The 25450-nt window shown below is 70.6% G+C and carries 25 protein-coding genes and 3 pseudogenes; 9 read left to right on the plus strand and 19 right to left on the minus strand.

The annotated features are described in order from the left end of the window. Positions 1-17 precede the first annotated feature (17 nt). The 5 genes from ACWD04_RS30385 to ACWD04_RS30405 all read right to left on the minus strand — a co-directional run bounded on the left by ACWD04_RS30385 (position 18) and on the right by ACWD04_RS30405 (position 5213). A complete protein-coding gene (locus ACWD04_RS30385) occupies positions 18-1184 on the minus strand; it encodes an ROK family glucokinase (RefSeq protein WP_451136951.1) in 1167 nt (388 codons plus the stop codon). A gap of 132 nt (positions 1185-1316) precedes the next feature. Next, on the minus strand, positions 1317-2177 hold the full coding sequence (locus tag ACWD04_RS30390) for an ATP-binding cassette domain-containing protein (RefSeq protein ID WP_451136952.1): 861 nt from the start codon (positions 2175-2177) through the stop codon (positions 1317-1319). Then, on the minus strand, positions 2174-3223 hold the full coding sequence (locus ACWD04_RS30395; RefSeq protein WP_451136953.1) for an ABC transporter permease: 1050 nt from the start codon (positions 3221-3223) through the stop codon (positions 2174-2176). The genes ACWD04_RS30390 and ACWD04_RS30395 overlap by 4 nt, the downstream gene beginning before the upstream one ends. Then, the gene (locus ACWD04_RS30400) at positions 3220-4230 is read right to left on the minus strand and encodes a substrate-binding domain-containing protein (RefSeq protein ID WP_451136954.1); all 1011 of its coding nucleotides are present in this window, start codon (positions 4228-4230) and stop codon (positions 3220-3222) included. The genes ACWD04_RS30395 and ACWD04_RS30400 overlap by 4 nt, the downstream gene beginning before the upstream one ends. 221 nt (positions 4231-4451) lie before the next feature. Beyond that, positions 4452-5213, minus strand: a complete 762-nt coding sequence (locus tag ACWD04_RS30405) for a GntR family transcriptional regulator (RefSeq protein WP_451136955.1) — start codon at positions 5211-5213, stop codon at positions 4452-4454. A 93-nt stretch (positions 5214-5306) separates the two neighbouring features. Here ACWD04_RS30405 and ACWD04_RS30410 point away from each other — a divergent pair, with 93 nt between their 5' ends. Next, entirely contained in the window at positions 5307-6311 is a 1005-nt protein-coding gene (locus ACWD04_RS30410; protein WP_451136956.1) for a Gfo/Idh/MocA family protein, read from the plus strand. A 6-nt stretch (positions 6312-6317) separates the two neighbouring features. Here the strand turns inward: ACWD04_RS30410 and ACWD04_RS30415 are convergent, their stop codons facing one another. The 5 genes and pseudogenes from ACWD04_RS30415 to ACWD04_RS30435 all read right to left on the minus strand — a co-directional run bounded on the left by ACWD04_RS30415 (position 6318) and on the right by ACWD04_RS30435 (position 11132). Beyond that, on the minus strand, positions 6318-7499 hold the full coding sequence (locus tag ACWD04_RS30415; RefSeq protein ID WP_451136976.1) for a cytochrome P450 family protein: 1182 nt from the start codon (positions 7497-7499) through the stop codon (positions 6318-6320). Positions 7500-7525: 26 nt separating this feature from the next. Continuing rightward, positions 7526-7982 (minus strand): annotated as a pseudogene (locus ACWD04_RS30420) (PaaI family thioesterase). Continuing rightward, complete coding sequence (locus tag ACWD04_RS30425; protein WP_451136957.1) at positions 7982-9154, minus strand: cytochrome P450 family protein; 1173 nt, start codon at positions 9152-9154, stop codon at positions 7982-7984. Before ACWD04_RS30425 ends, ACWD04_RS30420 begins: the two are co-directional and overlap by 1 nt. Before the next feature lie 29 nt (positions 9155-9183). After that, positions 9184-9918 carry a response regulator gene (locus tag ACWD04_RS30430; RefSeq protein ID WP_451136958.1) on the minus strand — a complete coding sequence of 245 codons (735 nt, stop codon included), beginning with the start codon at positions 9916-9918 and terminating at the stop codon, positions 9184-9186. Continuing rightward, positions 9915-11132, minus strand: coding sequence for a sensor histidine kinase (locus ACWD04_RS30435; protein WP_451136959.1), 1218 nt, complete (start codon positions 11130-11132; stop codon positions 9915-9917). Before ACWD04_RS30435 ends, ACWD04_RS30430 begins: the two co-directional genes overlap by 4 nt. Positions 11133-11277: 145 nt before the next feature. Here ACWD04_RS30435 and ACWD04_RS30440 point away from each other — a divergent pair, with 145 nt between their 5' ends. After that, entirely contained in the window at positions 11278-11481 is a 204-nt protein-coding gene (locus tag ACWD04_RS30440) for a hypothetical protein (protein ID WP_451136960.1), read from the plus strand. Between the two features lie 11 nt (positions 11482-11492). Here ACWD04_RS30440 and ACWD04_RS30445 read toward each other — a convergent pair whose 3' ends face one another. Then, on the minus strand, positions 11493-12413 hold the full coding sequence (locus tag ACWD04_RS30445; protein WP_451136977.1) for a DMT family transporter: 921 nt from the start codon (positions 12411-12413) through the stop codon (positions 11493-11495). 222 nt (positions 12414-12635) lie between these two features. Between ACWD04_RS30445 and ACWD04_RS30450 the strand changes: the two genes are divergently transcribed. After that, on the plus strand, positions 12636-13280 hold the full coding sequence (locus ACWD04_RS30450; RefSeq protein ID WP_451136961.1) for a TetR/AcrR family transcriptional regulator: 645 nt from the start codon (positions 12636-12638) through the stop codon (positions 13278-13280). 28 nt (positions 13281-13308) lie between these two features. Here the strand turns inward: ACWD04_RS30450 and ACWD04_RS30455 are convergent, their stop codons facing one another. Beyond that, positions 13309-13932 (minus strand): dihydrofolate reductase family protein, encoded by a 624-nt coding sequence (locus ACWD04_RS30455; protein ID WP_451136962.1) that lies wholly within the window; start codon positions 13930-13932, stop codon positions 13309-13311. 208 nt (positions 13933-14140) lie between these two features. On the opposite strand from ACWD04_RS30455, the gene ACWD04_RS30460 reads away from it, so the two are divergent. Together ACWD04_RS30460 and ACWD04_RS30465 are read left to right on the plus strand one after the other, a co-directional pair. Further along, positions 14141-14611 (plus strand): hypothetical protein, encoded by a 471-nt coding sequence (locus ACWD04_RS30460; protein WP_451136963.1) that lies wholly within the window; start codon positions 14141-14143, stop codon positions 14609-14611. A 75-nt stretch (positions 14612-14686) separates the two neighbouring features. Beyond that, the gene (locus ACWD04_RS30465; RefSeq protein WP_451136964.1) at positions 14687-15523 is read left to right on the plus strand and encodes an aldo/keto reductase; all 837 of its coding nucleotides are present in this window, start codon (positions 14687-14689) and stop codon (positions 15521-15523) included. A 34-nt stretch (positions 15524-15557) separates the two neighbouring features. Here ACWD04_RS30465 and ACWD04_RS30470 read toward each other — a convergent pair whose 3' ends face one another. The 3 genes from ACWD04_RS30470 to allB are packed head-to-tail and all read right to left on the minus strand — an operon-like array spanning position 15558 to position 17401. Next, positions 15558-15887 carry a putative quinol monooxygenase gene (locus tag ACWD04_RS30470; RefSeq protein ID WP_451136965.1) on the minus strand — a complete coding sequence of 110 codons (330 nt, stop codon included), beginning with the start codon at positions 15885-15887 and terminating at the stop codon, positions 15558-15560. Positions 15888-15935: 48 nt separating this feature from the next. After that, entirely contained in the window at positions 15936-16076 is a 141-nt protein-coding gene (locus tag ACWD04_RS30475) for a hypothetical protein (RefSeq protein WP_451136966.1), read from the minus strand. Then, a complete protein-coding gene (gene allB / locus ACWD04_RS30480; protein WP_451136967.1) occupies positions 16073-17401 on the minus strand; it encodes an allantoinase AllB in 1329 nt (442 codons plus the stop codon). The genes ACWD04_RS30475 and allB overlap by 4 nt, the downstream gene beginning before the upstream one ends. 347 nt (positions 17402-17748) lie before the next feature. On the opposite strand from allB, the gene ACWD04_RS30485 reads away from it, so the two are divergent. Further along, positions 17749-18549, plus strand: a complete 801-nt coding sequence (locus ACWD04_RS30485; RefSeq protein WP_451136968.1) for an IclR family transcriptional regulator — start codon at positions 17749-17751, stop codon at positions 18547-18549. 131 nt (positions 18550-18680) lie between these two features. On the opposite strand, the gene ACWD04_RS30490 is transcribed toward ACWD04_RS30485, so the two are convergent. Then, the gene (locus ACWD04_RS30490; protein ID WP_451136969.1) at positions 18681-18995 is read right to left on the minus strand and encodes a DUF5955 family protein; all 315 of its coding nucleotides are present in this window, start codon (positions 18993-18995) and stop codon (positions 18681-18683) included. Between the two features lie 187 nt (positions 18996-19182). Between ACWD04_RS30490 and ACWD04_RS30495 the strand changes: the two genes are divergently transcribed. Together ACWD04_RS30495 and aceB are read left to right on the plus strand one after the other, a co-directional pair. Beyond that, positions 19183-19788, plus strand: a complete 606-nt coding sequence (locus tag ACWD04_RS30495; RefSeq protein ID WP_451136970.1) for a nucleotidyltransferase family protein — start codon at positions 19183-19185, stop codon at positions 19786-19788. A 255-nt stretch (positions 19789-20043) separates the two neighbouring features. Further along, positions 20044-21663 carry a malate synthase A gene (aceB, locus tag ACWD04_RS30500; protein ID WP_451136971.1) on the plus strand — a complete coding sequence of 540 codons (1620 nt, stop codon included), beginning with the start codon at positions 20044-20046 and terminating at the stop codon, positions 21661-21663. Positions 21664-21711: 48 nt separating this feature from the next. Here aceB and ACWD04_RS30505 read toward each other — a convergent pair whose 3' ends face one another. Then, on the minus strand, positions 21712-22062 hold the full coding sequence (locus ACWD04_RS30505) for a hypothetical protein (protein ID WP_451136972.1): 351 nt from the start codon (positions 22060-22062) through the stop codon (positions 21712-21714). Between the two features lie 439 nt (positions 22063-22501). Next, complete coding sequence (murJ, locus tag ACWD04_RS30510) at positions 22502-24400, minus strand: murein biosynthesis integral membrane protein MurJ (protein ID WP_451136973.1); 1899 nt, start codon at positions 24398-24400, stop codon at positions 22502-22504. A gap of 301 nt (positions 24401-24701) precedes the next feature. On the opposite strand from murJ, the pseudogene ACWD04_RS30515 reads away from it, so the two are divergent. Next, positions 24702-25358: pseudogene (locus ACWD04_RS30515) on the plus strand (lysophospholipid acyltransferase family protein); the annotation flags it as partial. Here ACWD04_RS30515 and ACWD04_RS30520 read toward each other — a convergent pair. Continuing rightward, positions 25330-25450 (minus strand): annotated as a pseudogene (locus ACWD04_RS30520) (IS110 family transposase); the annotation flags it as partial. The pseudogenes ACWD04_RS30515 and ACWD04_RS30520 overlap by 29 nt on opposite strands.

Below are 25450 nucleotides of genomic sequence, written 5' to 3' on the forward strand. Positions count from 1 at the left end.
GGGGCGCGACCCGGGGATCAGTCGGCGGTACGGGTGTTGCGCGTGTTCCGGATGGTGCTCGCGGCCTGGTCGTAGAACTGCGCGTACCGCTCGTAGCGCTCGACCCGGCGGCGGTTGGTCCGCCGGAACCTGCGCGCGACCAGGCGTGCGAGGTCGGCGGCGCCGACCATACCCGCCTCGGGGCCGAGCTGGGCCTTCACGATCCGGGCCTCCGGGCGGTAGCCTCGGCCCGTGAGGTGGCGCTTGAAGGCGTCCCTCGCTGGGCCGATCAGCAGGTTGTCGGCCGCGCTGACCCCGCCGCCGATGACGAAGCAGGACGGGTCCAGAGCGGCCGCGAGATTGGCGATACCGACGCCGAGCCACTGGCCGATGTCCTGGAGGAGCTCGACGCACATCGCGTCGCCCTCACGGGCCAGCTCGGTGATGAGCGGCCCGGTGATGTCGGGGATGTTGCCCTTGACCCGCTCGATGATGCCGTGGGCCACCGGCGAGTCCGCCGCGGCGAGCTCCCGGGCCTCGCGCACGAGGGCGTTGCCCGAGCTGTACTGCTCCCAGCAGCCACGGTTGCCGCACGGGCAGCGGTGCCCGCCGGGCACCACCTGCATATGGCCGAACTCACCGGCGACGCCGTACTTGCCGCGCTTGACGTGCCCGTCCTCCAGGATCGCTCCGCCGATGCCGGTGCCCAGCGTGATCATGACCAGGTGGTCCTCGCCGCGGCCGGCACCGAAGCGCCATTCCGCCCAGGCCGCCGTGTTGGCGTCGTTGTCGACCATCACGGGGACCACCAGCCGGGAGGCGATGGCGTCGCGGAGGGGTTCGTCGCGCCACGCGAGATGCGGGGCGAACAGCACCTTGGAACGCTCCGCGTCGACCCAGCCCGCCGCGCCGATCCCGACGGCGTGCACATCGTGCCGGTCGGAGAGGTCCAGGACCAGTTCGACGATGGTGTCCTCGACGACCTTGGGGCTCTTGGACTTGTCCGGCGTCTCGGTGCGGAGGGTCTCCAGGATGTTTCCGTCGGCGTCGACGACGCCGGCCATCACCTTCGTCCCGCCGATGTCGATGCCGACGGTCGGAACCCTGGGCGCTGTGAGGTGCGAGCGCCGCTCCCTGGTGCCGACGGTCCGCAGGACGGTCGCGCGGGCGGAGCCGCGGTGTGTGAAGTCGCGGTACGTGCTCATCGTCCCTGCGCAGGTCGGGGGGCCGGTCGGTGATCCGTCCGGCGGCGGACGGCGCCCGCCGTGCACGATTCTGCCATTCCCCCGTCCCCGGGATCGGCCTACGGCCCGGGGGCGGGAGGTACGAAACGGCACTTATAGGGTGTCATCGTCGACCGGACGGCCACCGAGGCCGTCCGGCGACGGGGCTCGTTCGAGCTCGTGGCTGAGCTCGTCGAGCTCGCTCCCACCCGCCATCTGACGGGTCAGTTCGTCCAGTGTGACGTCGCTCCTGGTGTGGCTGCCGGACATCGCGCCACGCTTGAGCAACACGAACCGGTCGCCCACGAGATAGGCGTGATGAGGGTTGTGCGTGATGAGGACCACGCCGAGCCCGGCGTCCCTGGCGGCCGCGACGTACTTGAGCACGACCCCCGACTGCTTGACCCCGAGCGCCGCGGTCGGCTCGTCGAGGACGAGGACCTTCGCACCGAAATACACGGCACGGGCGATGGCCACGCACTGGCGTTCGCCGCCCGACAGGGTGCCGATGGGCTGGTCGACGTCGCGCAGGTCGATGCCCATGCGCAGCAGTTCCGTGCGGGTCGTCTCCCGCATCCGCCGCACGTCGAGGCGCCTGAACGGGCCGGAGCCCCTCGTCGGCTCCGAGCCGAGGAAGAAGTTGCGCCAGACCGGCATGAGGGGGACGACGGCCAGGTCCTGGTAGACGGTGGCGATTCCCCGGTCCAGGGCGTCGCGCGGGTTGACGAGCGTGGTCTCCTCGCCGTCGATCAGGAACGTCCCGGCATCGTGCCGGTGCAGTCCCGCGATGATCTTGATGAGGGTGGACTTGCCGGCGCCGTTGTCCCCGAGGACACAGGAGATCTCTCCCGCGCGGACCTCGAGCGAGACGTTCTCCAGGGCCTTGATGTTGCCGTAGTACTTGCTGACGCCGTCGAGCTGGACGAGCGCCGGGCCGGCCGTGTCCCGGGGAACCGGAGCCTGGGTGGCCGTCATTTCGTCGCCTCCGCACGCTTGCGTACCCATGCGTTGAGCAGGGTGGCCAGGAGCAGCATCGCTCCCAGGAAGAACTTGAACCAGTCGGGGTTCCACTCCGCGTACACGATGCCCTTGCTGGTCATGCCGAAGATGATCGCGCCGACCGCGGAGCCGATCGCCGAGCCGTAGCCGCCGGTGATCAGACAGCCGCCGATGACGGCCGCGATGATGTAGATCAACTCGTTGCCGACACCCTCGCCGGACTGCACGACGTCGTAGGAGAACAGCAGGTGCTGGCCGGAGACCCAGGCGGCGAAGGCGACACCGAGGTAGAGCCCGATGCGCGTACGGATCACGGGCACACCGACCGCGCGGGCGGCGTCGGCCTCGCCGCCGACGGCGAAGATCCAGTTGCCGAAGCGGGTACGGATCAGGATCCAGGTGGCGATCGCGACGAGCGCCGCCCACCACAGGATGGTGACCTTCAGCTCGACGTCGCCGATGGTGAGGTAGGACGCGAAGACCTTACGGGCGGAGTCGAAGCCCTCCATGTCCCCGATGGCCTTGGTCGACACCGTGCCGCTGATCAGCTTGGTGAAGCCCAGATTCAAGCCGGTCAGCATCAGGAACGTGCCGAGCGTGATGATGAAGCTCGGGAGTTCGGTGCGGGTCAGCATGAAGCCGTTGAAGGCGCCGAAACCCAGGGTGACCAGCAGCGACACGAAGACGCCCACCCAGACGTTGGCGGTCATCTGGTAGCTGAACATCGAGGAGATCAGCGCGGAGCTGGTCACCATCACACCGGCGGACAGGTCGAACTCGCCACCGATCATCAGGAGCGCCACGGGCGCCGCCATGATCCCGATGGTGGATGCCGCGTACAGGACCGTGCCGAGGCTGGAGGCCTGCAGGAAGCTGTCGGCGACGATCACGAAGAAGAAGAAGACGGCCGCGGCGCCGACGACCGAGCCGAGCTCGGGCCGGCCGAGCAGCTTGCGCAGCGGGGAGGTACGCAGCAGGCGTTCGTCGGTGCGGGGCGCCGCCGGTTGCCCGGTCGCTGTCATCGCGTGCCCCGCTTCGTGTACTCGGCGAGCGCGTCGGCGTCGGCGTCGGTGATGACCTGCGGCCCCGTCAGGACGGGCAGACCGCCGCCGAGCACGTTCTGGTTGTAGCGGTGGAGCCAGAGCAGGTCGACGGCCTCGTACCCCTGGAGGAAGGGCTGCTGGTCGACTGCGAAGCCGAGCGATCCGTTCTGCAGGCTGGTGGCGACGCTCGCGTTGAGGTCGAAGGTGTCGATCTCGGCCTTGCTGCCCGCGGTCTGCTTCGCCTTCACGGCGGCAGCGGCGAAGGGTGCGCCGAGCGTGACGACCGCGTCGATGCTCCGGTCGGAGTCGAGCTTGGCCTCGATGGACGCCTGGACGTCGGGCATGTTGGTGCCGTCGACGTAGAGGTTCTGCATCGTCCCGTCGAAGGACTTCTTCGCTCCGGCGCAGCGCTGCTCGTGGCCGACGTTGCCCTGCTCGTGCAGGACGCAGAGCACCTTCTTGCGGTCCCGCTTGTCGAGCTCGTCACCGACCGCCTCGCCCGCGATGGACTCGTCCTGGCCGATGTGGGTGAGGGCGCCGAAGGCCTTGGACTCGGCGGAGCCGGAGTTCACCGTGATCACGGGGATGCCGGCCTTGACCGCCTTGGCCACGACGGCCTTCATCGAGTCGGGCTTGGCGAGCGAGACGATCAGGCCGTCGACCTTCTTGTCGATCGCGGTCTGGACGAGCTCGGCCTGCTGCTGGCCCTCGTCGTTGTGCGAGTAGAGGAAGTTGATGTTGTCCTTGACGGCCGCCTGCTCGGCACCCTTCTGGACGATGTCCCAGAAGGTGTCGCCATCGCCCGAGTGGGTGACCATGGCGAACGTCCAGCGGGGCGTGTTCACCGCGGACCGGCCCTCGGCGGCCTGCTGGGCACGCTCCTCCGCCCGCTTGCCGCCGGTGCTGCTGCATCCCGCGAGGGAAGCCGCCAGTACCGCTGCCAGAACGGCGCCCATCGCGCGTACCCCTGTCCGAACCCTTGCCACGACGCCGTGCCCTTCTTGTGCTGCTCACTGTGCTGCCTGGTGAAGCCGTGGACGGCGTACTCGCCGCCCGGCGGGCCAAGTATCCCCGAGCCCGGACCGGCGTGGCCCAGCAGGGGCGCGGGCCGCGCCCTCCCGTTGTTCTAGTGACCAAGCATGACCGCGTCAATGTTTTCGTCCGAACATCCTTACCGGCGCCCACCGGGGCCGGCCTTCCGGAGATCTCAGGGCCGGACCAGCAGCTGGAACTCGAAGGCGTACCTCGAAGCCCGGTAGACGTGGGAACCGAATTCGACCGCACGGCCGCCGTCGTCGAAGGTCGTGCGTTCCATCGTCAGCAGCGGCGCCCCCGCGGGCTCCGCGAGGAGTTCACCTTCCTCGGCGGTGGCGGCGCGGGCCCCCACGGACTGCCGGGCGCTGTGCAGCGTGATCCCCGTGGCACGCATCATCCGGTACAGGCCGGTCGACTCCAGTCGCTCCGTGCCGAGATCGATCAGGTTCGGCGGCAGGTGGTTGCGCAGGAGCGCGATGGGCTCGTCGTGCGCGGAGCGCACCCGCTCGACGAGGTGGACGTCGCTGCCCTCCTCGACACCGAGCGCGGCGGCGACCTCGGCGGTCGCCGGCTCGATCGTGTTACGCAGCACCCGCGTCGTGGGGCGCCGGCCGGCTGTCTCCAGGTCGTCGTAGAGGCTGCTCAGTTCGAGCGGGCGCTTGATGCGGCTGTGCACGACCTGGGTGCCCACGCCGCGCCGGCGCACCATCAGACCCTTGTCGACGAGCGACTGAATGGCCTGACGGACGGTGGGCCGGGACAGCCCGAGCCGTGCGGCGAGCTCCAGTTCGTTGCCGAGGAGGCTGCCGGGTGCGAGTCGCCCGTGTTCGATGGCCGCCTCCAGCTGCTGGGCCAGCTGGTAGTAGAGCGGGACGGGGCTGGTGCGGTCCACGCCCAGCCCCAGGGCGGCGGAGTCGGCGGCGGGTTTGGGCACGGCACGGAGCGTACCCCGTACGGTCGCGCCGCACCCTTCAATTTGTCAGGACATATAGTTGACAGTGCGTCCGGGGGGCGGCACGTTGGGTGCATGCGCATCGGACTCATCGGCACGGGCCGGATCGGTTCCTTCCACGCGGGCGTCCTGGCACGCCATCCCGCGGTCGACGGCCTGGTGGTGACGGATCCGGACGGCATCCGCGCCGCACGGGTCGCGGCGCGGACGGGGTCGACCGCCCTCGCGTCCGCCGAGGAGGTCCTTGCAGCGGGGGTGGACGCGGTCGTGATCACCTCGGCCACCTCGGCGCACGCCGATCTCATCGGCCGGGCGGCACGGGCCGGTCTGCCCGCCTTCTGCGAGAAGCCGATCGCACTGGATCTGGCGGGGACCCTGGGCGCGCTCCGCGAGGTCGACCGGGCGGGCAGTGTGCTGCAGCTCGGTTTCATGCGCCGGTTCGACGCGGGATACGCGGCGGCGCGCGCCGCCGTGCGGGGCGGCGCGCTGGGCCGGCTGCACACCGTACGGGCGACGACGTCCGATCCCGCTCCCCCGCCCGCCGCTTATCTGCCGCTCTCCGGCGGGCTGTTCAGGGACTGCCTGGTGCACGACTTCGACATGCTGCGCTGGGTGACGGGCCGTGAGGTGACGGAGGTGTACGCCACGGGGTCGGACGCGGGGCCGGCGGTGTTCCGGGAGGCGGGCGATGTGGACACGGCGGCGGCGCTGCTGACCCTGGACGACGGCACGCTGGCCACGGCGACGGCCACCCGGTGCAACGGCGCGGGTTACGACGTACGCATGGAACTCGCGGGCGAACAGGACCAGATCGCGGTGGGCCTCGACGACCGTACGCCGCTGACCTCCGCAGAGCCGCAGGGACCGCCCGCGCCGGCCAAGCCGTGGCCGGGCTTCCTGGAACGGTTCGCCCCGGCGTACGAGGCCGAACTGGACGCGTTCCTGCGCGTCGTGGGCGGGGAACTGCCGAACCCGTGCGACGGCCGGGAGGCGCTGCACGCGCTGCGCATCGCCGAGGCGTGCGAGCTGTCGCGCGAGCAGCACCGTCCGGTACGGATGACGGAGATCGCCGAGGCCTGAGCCCCTTTACCAGGCCACCGGCAGCGACAACGGCCCCCGGATGAGCATCCCCGTACGCCAGGACAGGCCGGCCGGGTCGGCGTCCAGCCGCAGTTCCGGACAGCGTTCCAGGAGCGACCGGAGAGCGATGCGGGCCTCGATGCGGGCCAGGGGCGCACCCAGGCAGTAGTGGATGCCGTGACCGAAGGCGACGTGCCCGCGGGCGTCCCGGGTGATGTCGAAGCGGTCGGCGTCCGGAAAGCGGGCGGGGTCGCGGTCGCAGTCGGCCATCGCGACCAGGACGAGTTCGCCGCCGCCGGGGATCACCGTACCCGCGACATCCAGCGGCTCGGTGGTGAAGCGGTAGGTGGGTGTCTCGACGGGCCCCTCGTAACGGAGCGTCTCCTCGACCGCCTTGTCGATGAGGCCGAGATCGGCACGTAGGACGGCAAGTTGGCGCGGGTGGTTCAGCAGTGTCAGGACGCCGTTGGAGATGAGGTTGACCGTCGTCTCGTGTCCGGCCACGAGCAGCAGCCAGGCCATGCCGATGAGTTCCTCGGCGGAGAGACGGTCGCCTCCGTCGTCAGCCGTGTGGATCAGCGCGCTCAGCAGGTCGTCCCCGGGGGCCGCTCGCCTCTCGGCGATCAGGTCGCGCAGGTACGTCGTCATGGCGGCGGTGGACCGGCCCCGCTCCTCGGCGTCGAGGGACGAAACCGCCGTGTTGGACCAGTCGCGAAAGGCCTGCCGGTCCAGGGACGGCACACCCAGGAGTTCACAGATGACGGCCATCGGCAACGGGAACGACAACGACTCGACCAGGTCTGCGCTCCGGCCCGGACCGTCCAGCATGGAGTCGAGCAGGGCGTCCGTCATCTCCTGTACGCGTGGGGCGAGTTGTTCCATCCGGCGCGCGGTGAACTCTCTGGCCACGAGTCTGCGCAGCCGGGTGTGGGCCGGGGCGTCCGAGCCCAGCATGGACGTCCCCACCGACACCTTCCTGAGGCCCAGTGCGGGCGACGCCCTGCGCCAGTCCTTGGAGAGCCGCTGGTCGGCGAGGAGGGCCCTCCCCGCCTCGTACCCGACGACGAGCCAGGCCTCCGCACCCTCCGGGATACGGACCCGGTGCACCGGACCACGGGCGCGTAACCCGGCGTAGACCGGATACGGGTCGCGGATGAAGTCGTCGCCGAGTGCCCCGAGATCGAGCATGCTGTCCGTGGTCAACGAGGTTCCCTTCAGGTCGGCGGGGCGGGGAGAACGGTCCCCTGAGCCACCGCGCACAGCGTCTCGGTCCCCACGGCGTCCGCGGTGTACAGGTCGCAGCGCACCACAGCCTGTCTGCGGCCCGTATGGACCACCGACGCGCGGGCGATCAGGGTGCGGCCGCTCGCCGGTCGCACGTACTGGATGGAGAAACCGCCGGTCAGGACGGCGGGCCCCAGGGTGGTCCCGGCGGCGCCCCAGAGTGGTCCCGGCGGCGAAGGTGAGCGCGTTGTCGGCCGCGTAGGACACCACGCCGCCGTGCAGGAATCCGTTCTGCTGGGTGAGCTCCTCGCGCACATCGACCTCGAGGACGGCGGCGCCGCCCCCGAACTCCGTGATCCGTGCGCCGACGAGCCCGCTGAACGGCTGGCTGTCGAGGATCCGCCGCGCCGCGTCGAGGGAGAGCTCAGTCGTGAACCCGTCCCACATCACCAGCGCACCGGAAGACGGCGGACCCCCCGGAGCAGCAGCCCGGGCAGCCAGTCGGGCTCGCCGACGTCCGGGTCCCGCACGAGGCCGGGGCAGCGCTCCAGCAGTGCACGGATCGCGATGCGGCCCTCCATCCGGGCCAGCGGTGCGCCCAGGCAGAAGTGGATGCCGTGCCCGAAGGCCAGGTGTCCCCGCGCCTCGCGCCGGATGTCGAAGGTGTCCGGATCGGGATAGCGGCCGGGGTCCCGGTCCCCGGAGCCCAGGGCCACCAGCACGGCCTCACCCTGCGGTATGAGGGCCGGGCCGACCCGGACGGGTTCGCGTGTGAAGCGGAAGGTCGCCGTCTCGACGGGCCCTTCGTAGCGGAGCATCTCCTCGACGGCCCCGTCGATCAGCTCCGGCTCGGCACGGAGCAGGGCCAGCTGGTCCGGATGGTCGAGCAGTGCCTGTACCCCGTTGGAGATCAGGTTCACGGTGGTCTCGTGCCCGGCCACCAGGAGCAGGAAGGCCATGCCGATCAGTTCGTCCGGCGACAGACGGTCGCCCTCGTCGTCACGTGCCTGGATCAGGGCGCTCATCAGGTCGTCGCCCGGGGCGCGCCGCTTGTCGTCGGTCAGCTCGACGAGGTAGGCGCCCATGGCGTGGACCGCCTCGCTCTCCTTCTCCGGCGAGACGGGCGTGACGATGGCGTTGGACAGCAGGCGGAAGGCGTCCCGGTCGATGTCGGGTACGCCGAGGAGCTCGCAGATCACGGTCATCGGCAGCGGGAAGGCGAACGCGTCGATGAGATCGGCGCTCCCGGCGGGCACCATCGCGTCGAGGAGGTCCGCGGTGATCTGCTCGACACGCGGGCGCATCGCCTCGATCCGCCGGGCGGTGAATTCGCGCGCGACGAGTTTGCGCAGGCGGGTGTGGTGCGGGGCGTCCATCTCCAGCATGTTGGCGTTGATCGGATTGCTGGACGCCGAGAAGAGCTCCGTCGTCCGCCAGTCCTTGCTGAACCGCTGGTCCGCGAGAGCCGCGCGGGCCTCCTCGTAACCGACGATCAGCCAGACCCGCTCGAACTCCTCGGTGCGGACGGCGTGCGCCGGCCCCTCGGCGCGCAGCTTCGCGTAGTACGGATACGGATTCGCGCTGAAGTCCCGCGCCCCGCGCAGATCGACCACTGTCATCGTCCCGTCCCTCCTCCGGTCAGATCGGTTCAGCCTAGGCGGCTGCCTCGTGTCCCGTCCTCGTCCTCATGGAGGAGACCCGCGTCGTGCACCAGAAGGGCGATCTGTACACGGTTGTTGAGTTCGAGCCGGGCCAGTATCCGGGAGACGTGCGTCTTGACGGTGGCGACGCTCAGATGGAGCGCAGCGGCGATCTCGGCGTTGGAGCTGCCGCGCCCGACGGCCGACGCCACTTCCTGCTCCCGCTCACCCAGTTCGGCATACCGCTGCCGGGCGCGTGTCCTGCGGGCCTGGCGGTCGTCCACCGGGCCCCCCGCCGCGCGGGCCATGAGCCGGCGGGTGACGGCCGGTGAGAGGACGGGCTCGCCGGCGGCGACCCGCAGGACCGCGTCGACGATGTGCGCGGGCGGGGTGTCCTTCAGGACGAAACCCGCCGCCCCCGCTCGGATGGCCCGCACCACCTGCTCGTCGGCGTGGAAGGTGGTCAGGACGATGACCTCGGGGGCGCCCGGCCGGCGTCGCAGCGCCTCGGTCGCCGCCAGCCCGTCCATGCCGGGCATCCGGATGTCCATGAGCACGACGTCCGGGTGCGCCCGGTCGACGAGGGCGGCGACCTGGGTGCCGTCGGCTGCCTCCCCGACGAGGTGGATGCCGTCGGCGCCGCCGAGCATCAAAGTGAGTCCGGCCCGCACGAGCGGGTCGTCGTCGACGATGGCCAGCCGGACCGGCCGTGCCTCCGGCGACGGCGGCGTAGGAGTGCTCATGCGGGCCACGGTAGCCGGGCCCGGACCATGAATCCGCCGTCTGACCGGGGGCCGTGCTCCAGACTGCCGCCGGCCAGGCTCGCGCGTTCGGTGAGGCCGATGAGCCCCTGCCCGGACCCGGGAACCGGCTCGAAGGGGTCGGCGGGGGCCGGGTTGCCGACCTCGATGGACAGTCCGTCGCCCGGCCCGCCGGCCACCGTGACACGGACGGATGCTCCGGGCGCGTGTTTACGGGCGTTGGTCAGCGCTTCCTGGGCGATGCGGTAGACCGTGCGTCCGGCGGCGGGCGGCGCCTGAGCGGGATCGGCCAAGGTGTTCTCCAGCGTGACCTCCATGCCGGCCGAGCGGGACTCCTCGATCAGCGCACCCAGCGTGACGAGGGTGGGCTGCGGCCGGTTGCCCTCGTCGCCCTCGCCGGGAGCGCGCAGCACGCCGATGATCTCGCGGAGGTCCTGGAGCGCCTCGTGGGCACTGTCCCGGATGACTCCGGCTGCCCTGCCGACCTCGGCCGGGGGCGCGTCGGGCCGGAATTCCAGGGCGCCGGCGTGGACGCTGAGCAGGGTCAGCCGGTGGGCGAGGACGTCGTGCATCTCGCGGGCGATGGCCTCACGGGCCAGCCGCTGGGCCTGCTCAGCCCTGAGGGCCGCCTCGGTCTCGGCCCGGCGCGCCCGTTCACGCAGCGAGACGACCAGCTGGCGCCCTGACCGTACGACCATGCCCCAGCTGAGCACGAGGAGGGCCAACAGCGCCCCGAAGATGGTGGACGCGACGAAGGACGTCCCGGGTTCCGGGCGCAGCATCGGCTGTCCGGCGGCGATGACGAGGGCGCCCGCGCCGACGAAGGCCACCGGTTTGAACGGCCGGTGCACGGCCAGGCCGAACAGGCTGATCAGCATGGCTCCGGCCGCGACGGGCTCCACGAGCGAGAGGACCGTCAGGGCCACGGCGACTCCGATCGGCCACCTTCGCCGGGCCCAGAGCGCACAGCACGACATCGCCCCGATGAGCGAGTCGGCGAGAACGACACCGTCCGGTGTAGTCGGGTCGGCCTCGATCGCCGCGAGGGCGAGCATCCCGAAACCCGCGGCGCAGAGGAAGGCCGTGATGTCGACGGCCCAGTCCCGCACGGTCCGCCGCGACCTGCCCCGGTCGCCTGGAAGCTCGTCGTCGGCCAGGGCCGAGGGCAGCAGCCAGCGGTACTCCGAACGTGTCATGTCGGCAAAGCTACGCAGGCGGAGGGCGCTGAAGGGCCGTTCCGGGCCGGGGAGATACCGAAGTCGTACGATCGGAGACTTTCGTCGGCGCCCCGCAGACCGGTGGCCGACGCGGGCCGGCGGCGGCCCGCGCCAGGCTCGGACCATGAAGAAATTCGTGGAGTCGGTGGGGTTCATCGTGTTCGCACAGGGCGCCGCCGGGCTGTTGTACGAGTGGACGGGCTGGTTCCGGCTGTGGGCCGTGGTGGCGAAGCTCGACTTCCTCGACGACTACGGGCTCTTCGTCAACATCGTGCTGGTGGTGACGGGCGGAGCCGTGATGGTCGCGGCGGACTCGATCAAGACGTGAGGCGGGCGCCGTCAGGACGGCCCGTCGGCGCGGCGGCGCCCCCAGGCGGTGCCCGCCAGCACGAGCACTGCGCCCAGCACGCCCGGCGCGCCCAGGCGCTCGCCGCCGATCGCGATGCCGACGGCGGCGGCCCAGAGCGGCTCCGTACCGAGCAGCAGGCTGACCCGGGACGGCGAGGTGCGGCGTACCGACCACATCTGCACGAAGAACGCGAACAGCGTGCAGAATACGGACAGGAAGAGCAGCCCCGCCCATTCGGTGGCGCCGAAGCCGGCCGCCACCGCCCAGGGCGCCGGCCCGGTGCCGGGGACGGCGGCCAGTACGGCGAAGACGGCGAGCGCGCTGCCGAGCTGCACCGTGGTGAGGGAGAGCGAGTCGGCGTCCTGGACCGCCTTGATGCGCGCCATCGCAAGGACGTGCACCGTACGGGCGAGGGCCGCGAGCAGCATCAGGAAGTCGCCTGTGGAGGGGCTGGTGAACCCGCCGCCCTGGGTCAGCAGGACCACACCGGCGACCGAGAGGCCCGCGGCAGCGAGGAAGGCGGCCTGGGGCCGGACCCGGGTCACAGCCGCCTCGGCCAGCGGGGTGAAGACCATGGTGAGGCTGATGATGAGCCCCGCGTTGGTCGCCGACGTGTGCACGACGCCGTACGTCTCGAGGAGGAAGATCCCGCCGAGTACGAGTCCCAGCAGTCCCGCGCCCCGCCACTGCGCTCCGGTCAGCGCCCGCAGCCCGCGCCACCCGGCGACGGCGAGGGCGGGCAGCACGATCGCGAAGCGGAGTACGAGGACGGCGATCACGGTGTGCGTCGTGGTGATGCCCTTGGCCGCGAGGTAGCTGGCGCCCCAGACGGCGGCGACGAGCAGGAGCGGAAGGTCGGTGACCCACGTGCGGCGGGAAGGGGCGAGGGCGGGCAGGACGGCAGAGGACACCTGGTTCTCCTGGTTCTCCACAACGGGAACGATGTGGAGACCTCGCCGGCTCACACGGGGAGCGATCACCGTACCGGACGGCCACCCCGTCGGGAACCTGTGCCCAGAGGGTGGCTCGGCCACCTGTTCGCAGGGGTTGTCACCGGTCGAAGCGGTCTGCCGCCGGTGTCGGCTCCTCCTAGAATGTCGGTCTTGGGACGCTCGGACACACGGAGTTGGCACATGGGTGGAGCGCGGCTGGACGGACGGGTCGAGCGGGGGAACCAGACCAGACAACTGGTGCTGGGGCGCGCGGTCCACGTCGCCTCGACCGAGGGACTGGAGGGTCTGTCGCTCGGCCGGCTCGCCACGGAACTGAAACTGAGCAAGAGCGGCGTGTTCGCCCTCTTCGGCTCCAAGGAGGAGCTGCAGCTCGCCACCGTGCGCGCCGCTGTGACCGTCTTCGTCGAGCACGTGCTGACTCCGACCAGGGCGGCACCGCCCGGCCTGGGGCGCGTCTGGCGGATGTGCGAGAGCTGGCTCTCCTACTCGCAGCGCAGGGTGTTCAGCGGCGGGTGCTTCTTCTACGCGACCATCGCCGAGTTCGACTCCCGGCAAGGCAAGGTGCACGACGCGCTGGCCGCCACGCAGACCGGCTGGGTCACCTTCGTGGAGGAGACCGTCGAGGGGGCCAGGGTGCGGGGCGAGCTCGCCCCGGACACGGACGTCTCGCAGCTGGCCTTCGAGCTCATCGCGTTCATGGAGCTGGCCAACGCCGAGTCCGTACTGCACAGCAACAACCCCGGCTACACCAAGGCGGCGCGGGCCATTCTGGGGCGGCTCCGCGCCGCCGCCACCGCCCCTTCCCTGCTGCCGGCCGCCCCCTGAGCGGGGGCGCTCCCGGCCCGCCTCCCTCTCACACCCCGGGCTCGAAGGTGCCGAACTGTGCGCGTCCCGCGGTCCGGTAGGTGTGGATCGCGATGCCGCTCCCGGTGGTGCGGGCACTGATCAGCTCGAAGGCCGTCGGCTGCCCGCCGTCCGGGAAGAGCCGCCTGCCGCTGCCCAGGTAGACCGGGAAGACGAGCAGGTTGACCTCGTCGATCAGGTCGTGTGCGAGGAGGGACTGCGCCAGTGTGCCGCTGCCGTGGATCTGGAGCTCGCCCTCCGCCGTCTGCTCCTTGAGCCGTGCGACCTGCGCCGGCACGTCCCGGGAGACCACTGTCGTGTTCTCCCACGCCGGGTCGGTCAGGGTGGTGGAGACGACGTGCTTGGGCAGAGTGTTGAGGCGTGAGGCGATCGGGTCCTGCGGGTCGGTGACCTTCGGCCAGTAGGCCGAGAAGATGTCGTACGTACGCCGTCCGAGGAGATAGGCGCCCGAGCGGTCGAAAACCTCGTTGGCGAAGGCGCCCATGCCCTCGTCCGCGAAGGGCACGACCCAGCCGCCGCACTCGAACCCGCCGGTGGTGTCCTCGTCGGTGCCTCCGGGTGCCTGCATCACGCCGTCGAGGGACACGAACGTGGTGAGTGTCAGCTTCGCCATGGTCCTGCTCCTTCGCCTTGCTGCCGCGGGTCATGGGTCATGGGTCATGGCCATGGGTCCCGGGCAGTCCATGGGCTTCATCTGTTCCGACCCCACTTTCGGCCGGAACTCATCGGCGCGCACGGCAGGATCCGCCGTCGCGCCCCACGACGGTCACGAATCGGCGATGTCACCGATATCTCGTACGCATTTTCGATAGAGAAGGTGTATGCGCACCACCCCACACATCAGCCGTGCCGGACTGCCCGCGCTCATCGCTCTGGCCGCACTGACCGCCTGCTCCCAGGAACCGGAAGCGACACCCGGAGCCACGCCGTCCAGGTCCCCCGCCACCGGCTCACCTGCGACGTCTCCTACCACTCCGGTGGACACGACGGCACTGGAATCTTCCGTGCGTGCGTATGTGAAGGCCTACTACGGGCCCGACGCCGGCGCCGCCTACGCGCTGCTCTCCACACGCTGCCGGGAGGAATGGTCCGTGGAGGAGTTCGGGGCACTCGTCGACCGGGCCTCACAGACGGCTGAGCAGCTCGGGAAGACGTACACCGTGCAACGGCTGTCCGTGGACGACATCCACGAGAGTAACGCGCGGGTGACCTACGGCGTCGGTGAGCCGAGGTACGACGAGCGGTCCTCCTGGGTCCTGGAGGGCGGCGGCTGGCACAACGACCTCTGCTGAAGGGGTCGCGTCCCGCGCCACGTCCCACAGCCCGTCCTACGCTGGCGGGGACGGCACGCGAACGAAAGGGAGACCATGAGCCAGACACCGCCCCCGGTCCGCAACCTCCACGACGGCAGCACCATCCCCGCGGTGGGCCTCGGCACCTGGCCACTGGACGACGAGGCGGCCGAGAAGGCCGTCGCAGGTGCGCTGCAGCTCGGCTACCGGCTCGTGGACACCGCACTGAACTACAGGAACGAGACCGGCACCGGGCGCGGAATCGCCGGCTCAGGTGTGCCGCGGCAGGACGTCTTCGTCACGACCAAGGTGCCCGGCCGTCACCACGGCTACGAGGAGACCCTGGCCTCCTTCGAGGAGTCCCGGAGCAAACTGGGACTGGAGTACGTCGACCTGTATCTCATCCACTGGCCGCTGCCCCGGGTGGACAAGTACGTGGACACCTGGAAGGCGATGATCAAGCTCCGCGAGGACGGCCTCGTACGCTCCATCGGCGTCTCCAACTTCACGGCGGAGCATCTGGACCGGCTGGAGCGGGAAACGGGTGTGCTGCCCGTGGTGAACCAGATCGAGATGCATCCGCTGCTCCCGCAGGAGGACCTGCGGGCGGTGCATGCCGAGAAGGGCATCGTGACGGAGAGCTGGAGCCCGCTGGCCCGGGGGCGTCAGGTGCTCGAGGCCCCGGAGGTGATCGCCACCGCCGCGGCACACGGTGTGACGCCGGGCCAGGTCCTGCTGCGGTGGCACACGCAGCTGGGGGCGGTGCCGATCCCGAAGTCCGCCGACCCCGGGCGACAGCGTGAGAATCTCGACCTGTTCGGGTTCGAGCTGACACAGCAGGAGCTGGACCGCATCGGGGCCCGGCCGCCGCACCGCTTCGGCGGGGACCCCGACACCCACGAGGAGTTCTGAAACCGGCGGCCACCGGCCGACGGGACGGCGACCGTCACCGGTTGCGCGGGGTGACCTCCGACATCCGCGACCAGTCGTCGCCCGGGACCTCGACGTTGATGATTTCCGGGACCTCGCTGACGAGCTCCGACATGGCGTCGATCGCCGCCTTGAAGTGCTCGGAGTTCACATGCGCCACGCCCGCCTCTTCCGAGGCGAAGGCCTCGAGCAGGACGAACTGGTCCGGGTTCTCGACGCTGTAGGACCAGTCGAAGAAGAGGTTTCCCGGCTCCTGACGGGTGGCGAGGGTGAAGTCCTCGACGGCCGGGAGCCAGTTGTCCCGCTCGGCGGTACGCACGGTGAACTTGACGGCGATGAAGATCATGGGAACTCCTGGTCGGTGCGGCGAAGTACCGACCAGGGTCGCATATCCTCACAGGCCGGTCATGAACCGGCACACCCGCCCATCCACGAGATGGGTGAAGGAGAAGTCGGCGGTGCGGTGGTCGGCGTACGGGTCGCCTCCCCGTACGGGCTCGCGTCGCCGGTGAAGTGCGGCCGCGGTCAAGGTCACCGGGCCCTTTCGAGGAGACGGCCGGTGGGTTCGGCGAGTACGCCGTCGGCCACGATCCGCGTGCCGCGCAGCCAGGTGGACTTGACGACGCCGTGCAGGGTCCTGCCCGCGTAGGCGGTGACCTGGTTGCGGTGGAGGAGCCCGGCCGGATCGACGGTGAAGGTCTCGTCGGGGGCGAGGACCGCGAAGTCCGCGTCCCGTCCGGCCTCGACGGCGCCCTTCCTGGCGAGTCCGGCGAGGTCCGCGGGGGCGGCTGACATCCAGCGGGCCACGTCGTCGAGGGTGTGACCGCGCCGGCGCGCTTCGGTCCAGACGGCGGGCAGGCCGAGCTGCAGGGAGGAGATCCCGCCCCACGCGGAGGCGAAGTCGGGGGTCTTGAGGTCGGTCGTGCAGGGTGAGTGGTCGGACACGATGCAGTCGATCGTGCCGTCGGCGAGGCCGGCCCAGAGCGCGTCCTGGTTGGCGGCCTCCCGGATGGGCGGGCAGCACTTGAACTCCGTGGCGCCGTCCGGGACTTCCTCGGCGGTCAGGGTGAGGAAGTGCGGGCACGACTCGACGGTGACGCGTACGCCCTGGCGCTTGGCCTCGGCGATCAGCGGCAGGGCGTCGCTGGAGGAGAGGTGCAGGACGTGGACGCGGGCGTTCAGCCGCTCGGCGTGGGCGATGAGGCCCTCGATCGCGGTGTTCTCCGCGTCGCGGGGGCGGGAGGCCAGGAAGTCGGCGTACTTCTCCCCGCTCCTCTGCGGGGCCGCGGCCAGGTGGTGCGGATCCTCGGCGTGCACGATCAGCAGTCCGCCGAAGCCCGCGATCTCGGCCATGGAACGGGCCAGTTGCTCTTGGTCCAGCTCGGGGAACTCCTCGACGCCCGAGGGTGAGAGGAAGCACTTGAAGCCGAAGACCCCTGCCTCGTACAGCGGGCGCAGGTCCTTCGTGTTGGAGGGGATCGCACCGCCCCAGAAGCCGGTGTCGATATGCGCCTTGGGCGCGGCCACCTGTTGCTTGACGCGCAGGTGCCCGACCGTGGTGGTCGGCGGGAGGGAGTTGAGCGGCATGTCGAGCAGGGTCGTGATGCCGCCCGCCGCCGCGGCGCGGGTGGCGGTCCAGAAGCCTTCCCATGCGGTGCGGCCGGGGTCGTTCACGTGGACATGGGTGTCGACGAGCCCCGGCAGCAGGACGTCGTCGCCGAAGTCCTCGACGCGGACACCGCCGGGCACCTCCCTGTCGTACGGCAGGACCGCCTCGATCGTCCCGTCGGCGACGAGGACCGCCGCGGCGCGGGACCCCTGAGGGGTGACGACACGCGTCGAGCGGAGTACCAGCTTCATGTCCACTCCGGGCACCTGTGCTCCTCACGCAGATTCAACGATTTGTTGAAGAAGTCTTCACTCGGGAATGCGACCCGTCAAGACCTTGCCGCCCCTGCGCCTGAGCCGGTGGACCGCGAACGGGCATCGATTGGAGATTCCACAAAGTGAATGTTCAATTTCGATAAACGGAAAGTAGAATGGGCCAGTTGCGGCACCACCGCGCTGCGGACCGAACGCGGCCCGGACCGCCGACACCAGGACAAAACAGGCCCTGACCGGCAAGGACGCCGCACCAGGAGCAGTGGGCCGATCGGGAACAGCCCGGTAGGCTGCTGCCTTGCCTCCGCTTCGAAAGGACCGTTGACGTGCCGCCGTCCCACGCCAGCACTTCCGACTCCAAGCCCGCCGGTCCCAGTGGCGGCGTGCAGTCCCTCGAGCGCGCCTTCGATCTGCTGGAACGCATGGCGGACGCCGGGGGCGAGGTCGGGCTCAGCGAACTCTCCGCGAGCAGCGGGCTCCCCCTCCCCACCATCCACCGGCTGATGCGCACCCTGGTCGTGTGCGGCTACGTACGCCAGCAGCCCAACCGGCGTTACGCGCTGGGCCCGCGGCTGATCCGCCTCGGCGAGTCCGCGTCCCGGCTGCTGGGCACCTGGGCGCGGCCGTACCTCCAGCGGCTGGTCGAGGAGACGGGCGAGACGGCGAACATGGCGCTGCTCGACGGGGACGAGATCGTCTACGTCGCCCAGGTGCCGTCGAAGCATTCGATGCGGATGTTCACCGAGGTCGGCCGACGGGTGCTGCCCCACTCCACCGGTGTCGGCAAGGCCCTCCTCGCGCACACCCCGGCGGACGAGGTGCGGGCTCTGCTGGCCCGTACGGGCATGCCGGCGGCCACCGAGAAGACGATCACCACACCGGACGGCTTTCTCGACGCACTCGAACAGGTGCGGAGGGCGGGCTACGCGGTGGACGACAACGAGCAGGAGATCGGGGTCCGCTGCCTCGCGGTCCCGGTACCGGACTCCCCCACCTCGGCCGCCATCTCCATCTCCGGGCCCGCCGGCCGGGTGACGGAGACGGCGACCGAGCGGATCGTGCCGATCCTGCAGCAGATCGCGAAGGAGCTCTCCGAGGCGCTGGCGAGCAGCACGCCGACTTCCTGAGGCCCGGGCCGCCGGCCCCGGCCTCGCGAGGCCGGGGCCCTGTTCGGCGGCTGGGCGGGCATGAGGGTTACCGGGGCGCGAGGGCTTCTTGGAGGACCGGCCCCCACAGCACGGGGCGCCCGAAGACCCCGCTAACGGCTCGGGGGCTCCCCGAACAGTTCGACCGCCCTCCGCACCTCCCGCAGACCGGGCGCAAGCGCGCTGACCGAGCCGATCGCCCCCGCTACCAGCAACAGCGAGCGGCGCAGCCGGGGACTCTCGGGCATGCCGCTGACCGCCATGCCGGCCAGCGCGGCCAGCTCGTCCTCCGCGATACCCCGGTCCGGGAACTCGGCGGGATACACGGCCAGTTCGCGGCGGAGCCGGGAGACTGCCGCACGCAGCTCCGTCGCCCTCGGATCCTCGCCGCTCCCGGTCAACCGCTCCTGTCCCACGCTTCGCAGCAAAGCGCTCCCCCCTCGCACGTCGTCGTATCGGTGTGTCGACCTGCCCCCGGCAGCAGTCATGTGCCGTGGGGCGTCAAGTCAACGCACAAAAGGTGGCGTGCGCCACCGTGCGGACGAGGAATGAGGGTACTCCTGAGGGGTGACGCCCTTTCCGCCGGCAGGCACAACACAGTGGTATGCAGGGGACATGTCTCACACACAACGGACCCCCGTGATCGCCGGGGTACTGCTCGCCGCAGGTGGCGGCCGGCGCCTCGGCGGCCGGCCGAAAGCCCTGGTGGAACACCGCGGCCGCCCCCTGGTCGAGCACGCGGTGCGCGCTCTGCGCAACGGCGGATGCGGCCCCGTCCATGTCGTCCTGGGCGCCGCGGCCGAGGAGGTGCGGGCCCTGGCGGACCTCTCGGCGGGTGCGGTGACGGTGAACCCTTCGTGGGAGGACGGGATGGGTTCCTCGCTCCGGGCAGGGCTGGCCTCCCTCGCCGGTTCGGGCGCGGACGCCGCCCTCGTACTCCTGGTCGACCAGCCGGGCATCGGGGCGGAGGCGGTGGCACGAGTCCGCTCGGCGTACCGATCCCGGGCGACTTTGGCCGCCGCCGCGTACGACGGGGAGCGCGGACACCCCGTGCTGTTCGGGGCCGACCGGTGGGCGGACATCTCGGCGGGTGCGGTCGGCGACCAGGGAGCGCGGGCGTACCTGCGGGCTCATCGCGATGCGATCACGCTCGTCGAGTGTTCCGATGTGGCTCAGGCGTACGACATCGACACGGCGGAGGACCTGACGCGCCTGGAGTGAACGGACGATATCGGACCTGGCACGCCGCGCCACCGCGGCCGCGCGTCTGTCGAACCGGAGAATCTCGATATCGACAAACCATTGAACTTCCACTATGGGGAAACTAATATCCACTGATCAGAAGTCCATTGTTCCGCTTCCGGTCCTCGGCGGTACCCATGGCCGCATCTCGGAGCCCTGGCACCCCGTGCCGTCCCGGGCGCCCCGGCGGCCGTGGGATGCCGCCGCACCACCCCGCTGAAGGAGTGACAGCTCATGTCCGCACCAGCGCCGTCCCCGCTGGCCATCGTCGACGCCGAGCCCCTGCCGAGGCAGGACGAGGTCCTGACCGATGCGGCCCTCGCGTTCGTGGCCGAGCTGCACCGGCGGTTCACTCCCCGGCGTGACGAGCTGCTCGCCCGCCGTGGCGATCGCCGCGCCGAGATCGCCCGCACCTCCACGCTGGACTTCCTGCCGGAGACGGAAGCGGTCCGCGTGGACGACACCTGGAAGGTCGCCCCCGCCCCGGCCGCACTGGACGACCGCCGGGTGGAGATCACCGGTCCGACCGACCGCAAGATGACCATCAACGCCCTGAACTCGGGCGCCAAGGTCTGGCTCGCCGACTTCGAGGACGCCTCCGCCCCCACGTGGGAAAACGTGATCACCGGCCAGCTCAACCTGATCGACGCCTATACCCGGAACATCGACTTCACCGACCCCGGGTCGGGCAAGTCGTACGCCCTGAAGCCCGCCGAGGAGCTCGCGACCGTCGTCACGCGCCCCCGTGGCTGGCACCTGAACGAGCGCCACCTCCAGCTCGACGGCACCCCGGTGCCCGGTGCGCTGGTCGACTTCGGCCTCTACTTCTTCCACAACGCACAGCGCCTGATCGACCTCGGCAAGGGCCCGTACTTCTACCTGCCGAAGACGGAGTCGCACCTGGAGGCCCGCCTCTGGAACGACATCTTCGTCTTCGCGCAGAACTACGTGGGCATCCCGCAGGGAACGGTCCGCGCCACCGTCCTGATCGAGACGATCACCGCCGCGTACGAGATGGAGGAGATCCTCTACGAGCTCCGCGACCACGCCTCCGGGCTGAACGCGGGCCGCTGGGACTACCTCTTCTCCATCGTCAAGAACTTCCGCGACGGCGGCCCCAAGTTCGTCCTGCCCGACCGCAACCTGGTCACGATGACCGCCCCGTTCATGCGGGCGTACACCGAACTCCTCGTCCGCACCTGCCACAAGCGCGGCGCGCACGCCATCGGCGGCATGGCGGCCTTCATCCCCTCACGGCGCGACGCCGAGGTCAACAAGGTCGCCTTCGAGAAGGTCAAGGCCGACAAGGACCGCGAGGCGGGCGACGGCTTCGACGGCTCCTGGGTGGCCCACCCCGACCTGGTCCCGATCGCTATGGCCTCCTTCGACGCGGTTCTGGGTGCCAAGCCCAACCAGAAGGACCGTCTCCGCGAGGACGTCTCGGTGGCGGCCGGCGACCTGATCGCCATCGACACGCTGGACGCGAAGCCCTCGTACGACGGCCTGCGCAACGCCGTCGCGGTCGGCATCCGCTACATCGAGGCGTGGCTGCGCGGCATGGGCGCTGTCGCCATCTTCAACCTGATGGAGGACGCGGCCACCGCCGAGATCTCGCGCTCACAGATCTGGCAGTGGATCAACGCGGACGTGGTCTTCGAGAACGGCGAACACGCCACCGCGGACCTGGCCCGCAAGGTCGCCGCCGAGGAACTGGCCGTGATTCGTGCGGAGATCGGCGAGGAGGCCTTCGAGTCCGGCACGTGGCAGCAGGCCCACGACCTCCTGCTCCAGGTCTCCCTGGACCAGGACTACGCGGACTTCCTGACGCTGCCGGCGTACGAGCAGCTGGGCTGACCGCCCACCTGGACCGACCGCCCCCCACGAAGCGCCGCACCCCGCGAGTCACCGCGCCGGGGTGCGGCGCTCCCGGCATGCGGGAAGGTCGGCGGCGCCCATGCAGGCGAAACATACGGCGGTGCGCAGCAGCAGGACGTTCATAGCCGCGCCCAGCGCGCAGGCGAGAACGAGGCTGCCCGCGTCACCCGTGTTCCAGCCCGGATCGCCGAACACCACGGTGAGCGGCATGAGGACGAATACGTACACGCCGTTCAGGCCCGGCTGGGACAGCCAGAACAGCAGCTGCTCGGCGTGCGGGGCACCCAGGACGCCTACGACGAGCCCGCCGGCCACCATCGCGACCATGTACGTGACGGCTGCGATCCGGGCGGCTCGGCGAACGCGGGTACGTCTCATTGCTGTGGTCCTCTCGAGATGTCACCGGGAGTGCGGTCGGCCGTCATTCGGCGCAGCCAGCCATGAACCCCATTATTGAACACGTTCATTTCCAATGGCGCACCCGCCCCACGGGGCGCCCCAGGGGCGGAAGACCGCACCCCAGGGGCGAAGGGTCCGTCCAGGGCGCGGACGCGTACGGCCCGGAGCCCGCCTCCTGCCTCGTTGCCGCGGAACGGGTCGAGGTCGTGCACGAGACGGTTCTCAGGTACTGGCGGGACGGCACAGGCCCCGTTCAGCGCCTCGCTCCGTGGGTGCGGCCCCCGCACAGAGGTTGAACCCCCGCGCGTCCAGGCAGCCCTGCGCGGCAGTGCGGCGAGCTTGCCGGGCGGCAGGCCGGCCGCGCCGTCGACGGGTGTCGCCTTCGTCCTCGAAGGACCGTGGCAACGACGGCCGGCCTTCAGCGGCCGAGGCGCCCCCGCACCATCCCGACCAGGGAGCTGACTTCCGGCAGCCGCATGAAGTGGGCGACGGCGAGGAAGACGCCGAGCAGGACGATCCCGCCCGCCAGCAGGGCTGCGAGCGACCCCGAGGCGGTACCGCCGAGGGCCCCGGTCACCGCGTACGCGACACCGCCACCAGTCAGTGCGGCAGGAACACCGGCCACGACCAGACGTGTGTAGGTACCCAGGACACGACGGCCGTCCAGGTCACCCCCCAGACGCCTGCGGAGCCGGCGCCAGGCGATGCCGACCCCGACCGCATAGGCCAGACCGTAGGAGGCGGCCATTCCCGCGACGGCCCAGCGAGGGCTGAGGGTGACGAAGCACAGAACTGATCCGGCGGCGTTGACCAGGGCGACGACCACGGTGTTGTAGAAGGGCGTGCGGGTGTCTTCGTAGGCGTAGAAGCCGCGCAGGACGACGTATTGGACGGAGTAGGGGATGAGTCCCAGGCCGAACGCCATCAGGACGACCCCGATGCCGCGCGCGCCCTCGGCTCCCGAGCCGGCGTAGAGCAGCGTGGCCATCGGTACACCGAGGGCGACGAAGGCGAACGCGCACGGCACGATGGCGACGGCCGAGGTCCGCAGACCGTAGGAGATGTCGTCCCGTATCGCCGCCGTGTCGTCGTCCTGGGCCGAGCGGGAGATCCGGGGAAGGACGGCTGTCATGACCGAGACGGTGATGATGGCCTGCGGCATCTGCCACAGCAGCAGGGCGTAGTTGTAGGCCGTGATCCCGGAGCCCGTGTATCCGGCGTCCTCGGCGAGGGAGCCGGCCTCGGTGGCGAGCTGGGTCACGACGATCATGCCGAGCTGGTTGACGAGCACGAAGAGGAGGGTCCACTTTGCCAGGCCCATGGCCTTGCCGAGGCCGTGGCCACGGAAGTCGAATCGCGGACGCAGTCGGAAGCCGGCGGCGCGCAGGTACGGGAGCATGGCCAGCGCCTGCACGGCCAGTCCCAGCAGGGTGCCGAGCCCCAGGAGCCGTACTCCTTCCGGGGTGATCGTGGAAGGGCTGACGCCCGATGTGGTGAAGCCGCCGAAGGCCCAGATGAAACCGGCGAAGGAAGCGATGATCACGACGTTGTTGAGAACCGGCGTCCACATCATCGCGCCGAACCGCTCGCGGGCGTTCAGGATCTGACCGAGCACCACGTGGGCGCCCATGAAGAACAGTGTGGGCAGGCAGTACCGGGCGAAGGCCACGGTCACCGCCATGCGCTGCGGGTCGGAGGCGATGTCGGGCGACATCATGTGCACCAGCAGCGGGGCGGCGAGCACACACACGATCGTCACGCCCCCCAGCGCGACCATCACCAGCGTGAGCAAGCGGTTGGCGTAGGCCTCACCCCCGTCGTCGTCCCTCTTCATGGCGCGCACGAGCTGGGGGACGAAGACGGCGTTGAGCGCTCCGCCACCGACCAGGACGTAGATCATCGTGGGCAGCACATTGGCCACCTGGTACAGGTCGTTGAGCGTGCCGACGCCTATCGCCGCCGCCATGACCAGAGTGCGGAGGAAGCCGGTGACACGGGAGACGATGGTGCCCGCCGCCATCAGTGCACTGGACTTGAGCAGACTGGAAGGTCCGGACGGCTTCGACCGGGGGCTCCCCTCGGAGGCGGGCGGCACGGGTGAACCCCCATCGGCCTGCGGCGGCTGCCCGTTCGCGGTGCCTGGCCCGGCCGCGTGCGTGCTGCCGGGCAGGAGGCGCAAGACCATCGTGTCGTCGGCCGGGAGGCGCAGCGCCATCGTGTCGTCCGCCGGCGGGAGGCGCAGCGCCATCGTGTCGTCGGCCGGCGTGCCGCCTCCGGGGCCCCAGGTGTCGTCCCTCGGGTCGTTCGGCGCGCTCATTCTTTACTTCCCCCACCGTGCGTCAGCGATACCGGCCTTGGCTTGCGCTGTGCAGCGCATGTCGGACTGTGGATGAAGAAGCGGCTGGCCACCCACGTCCGACCTCACGCAACAGCGTACTGGCGTGCGATTTTCATACGGGCGCCGCTATGATCGCGCACGGCAACAAGGGCCTGCCCACGCGGAGGGCCGTGTCCGCACATGGGCACCGGGCTGCGAAAGATGAGCGCGCCTACTCAGGCTCCGGGCCGCCCCACGGCCGACGATGGAGTTCAGCGTTGTCGAGCTCAGGAGACCGGACATGCTCAGCCGTTTCGCCGACGTCCTGGTGCCCACCGTCGGCCGCCTCACGATCACGGCCGACGCCGGTGCCGAACTCGCCCCCGGAAGCATCATCGCCGCGAACCACACGTCGCTCGCCGACCCCGCCGTCATGCTCGCCGCGCTGCACCGCCTCGGAGCCCGTCCGGTCGTCATGGCGGCCGCCGGACTGTGGCGCGTCCCGGTACTCGGCCCCGCGCTCGCCCTCGAAGGGCACATCCCCGTCCACCGCGGCGACCGTCGCGCAGCGAACGCCCTGGACGCAGCCGCCGAAGCGCTCGAGCGAGGACGTCTGGTCCTTATCTACGCTGAGGGCGGTCTCCCGGACCGGGCGGACGCCGCAGAAGCAGCGCCCGGGACCTTCCGCAGCGGCTTGTCCCGGCTCGCCCTGCGAACGGGGGCGCCAGTGGTGCCCGTTGGCCAGGCCGGCGCCCGTCGGGTGACCTCGGGAGGGGTGGCCAAGCAGCTCGCGGGCCTGTTCACGGCGCCGCTGCGCCGCCCGGAACTGCACGTGCACGTCGGAAAGCCACTCGAGCTGACAGCAGATGGTGCCGCCCGGACGGAGCAGGCCCGCACAGCGGTGACGGCCGCCTGGCGCACGGCCGCCGCGCAGCTCGGAGAACCCGCCGCACTCGCTGGAGGAGTTCCGGCTCGTCGTTGGCCACCCGGCGCGACAGCAGCTTGGTGCCATCGGCGTCGAGGACAACACAGTGGTGGTGGGTCTTGCCG

This window comes from Streptomyces sp. NPDC002911, assembly GCF_053591835.1.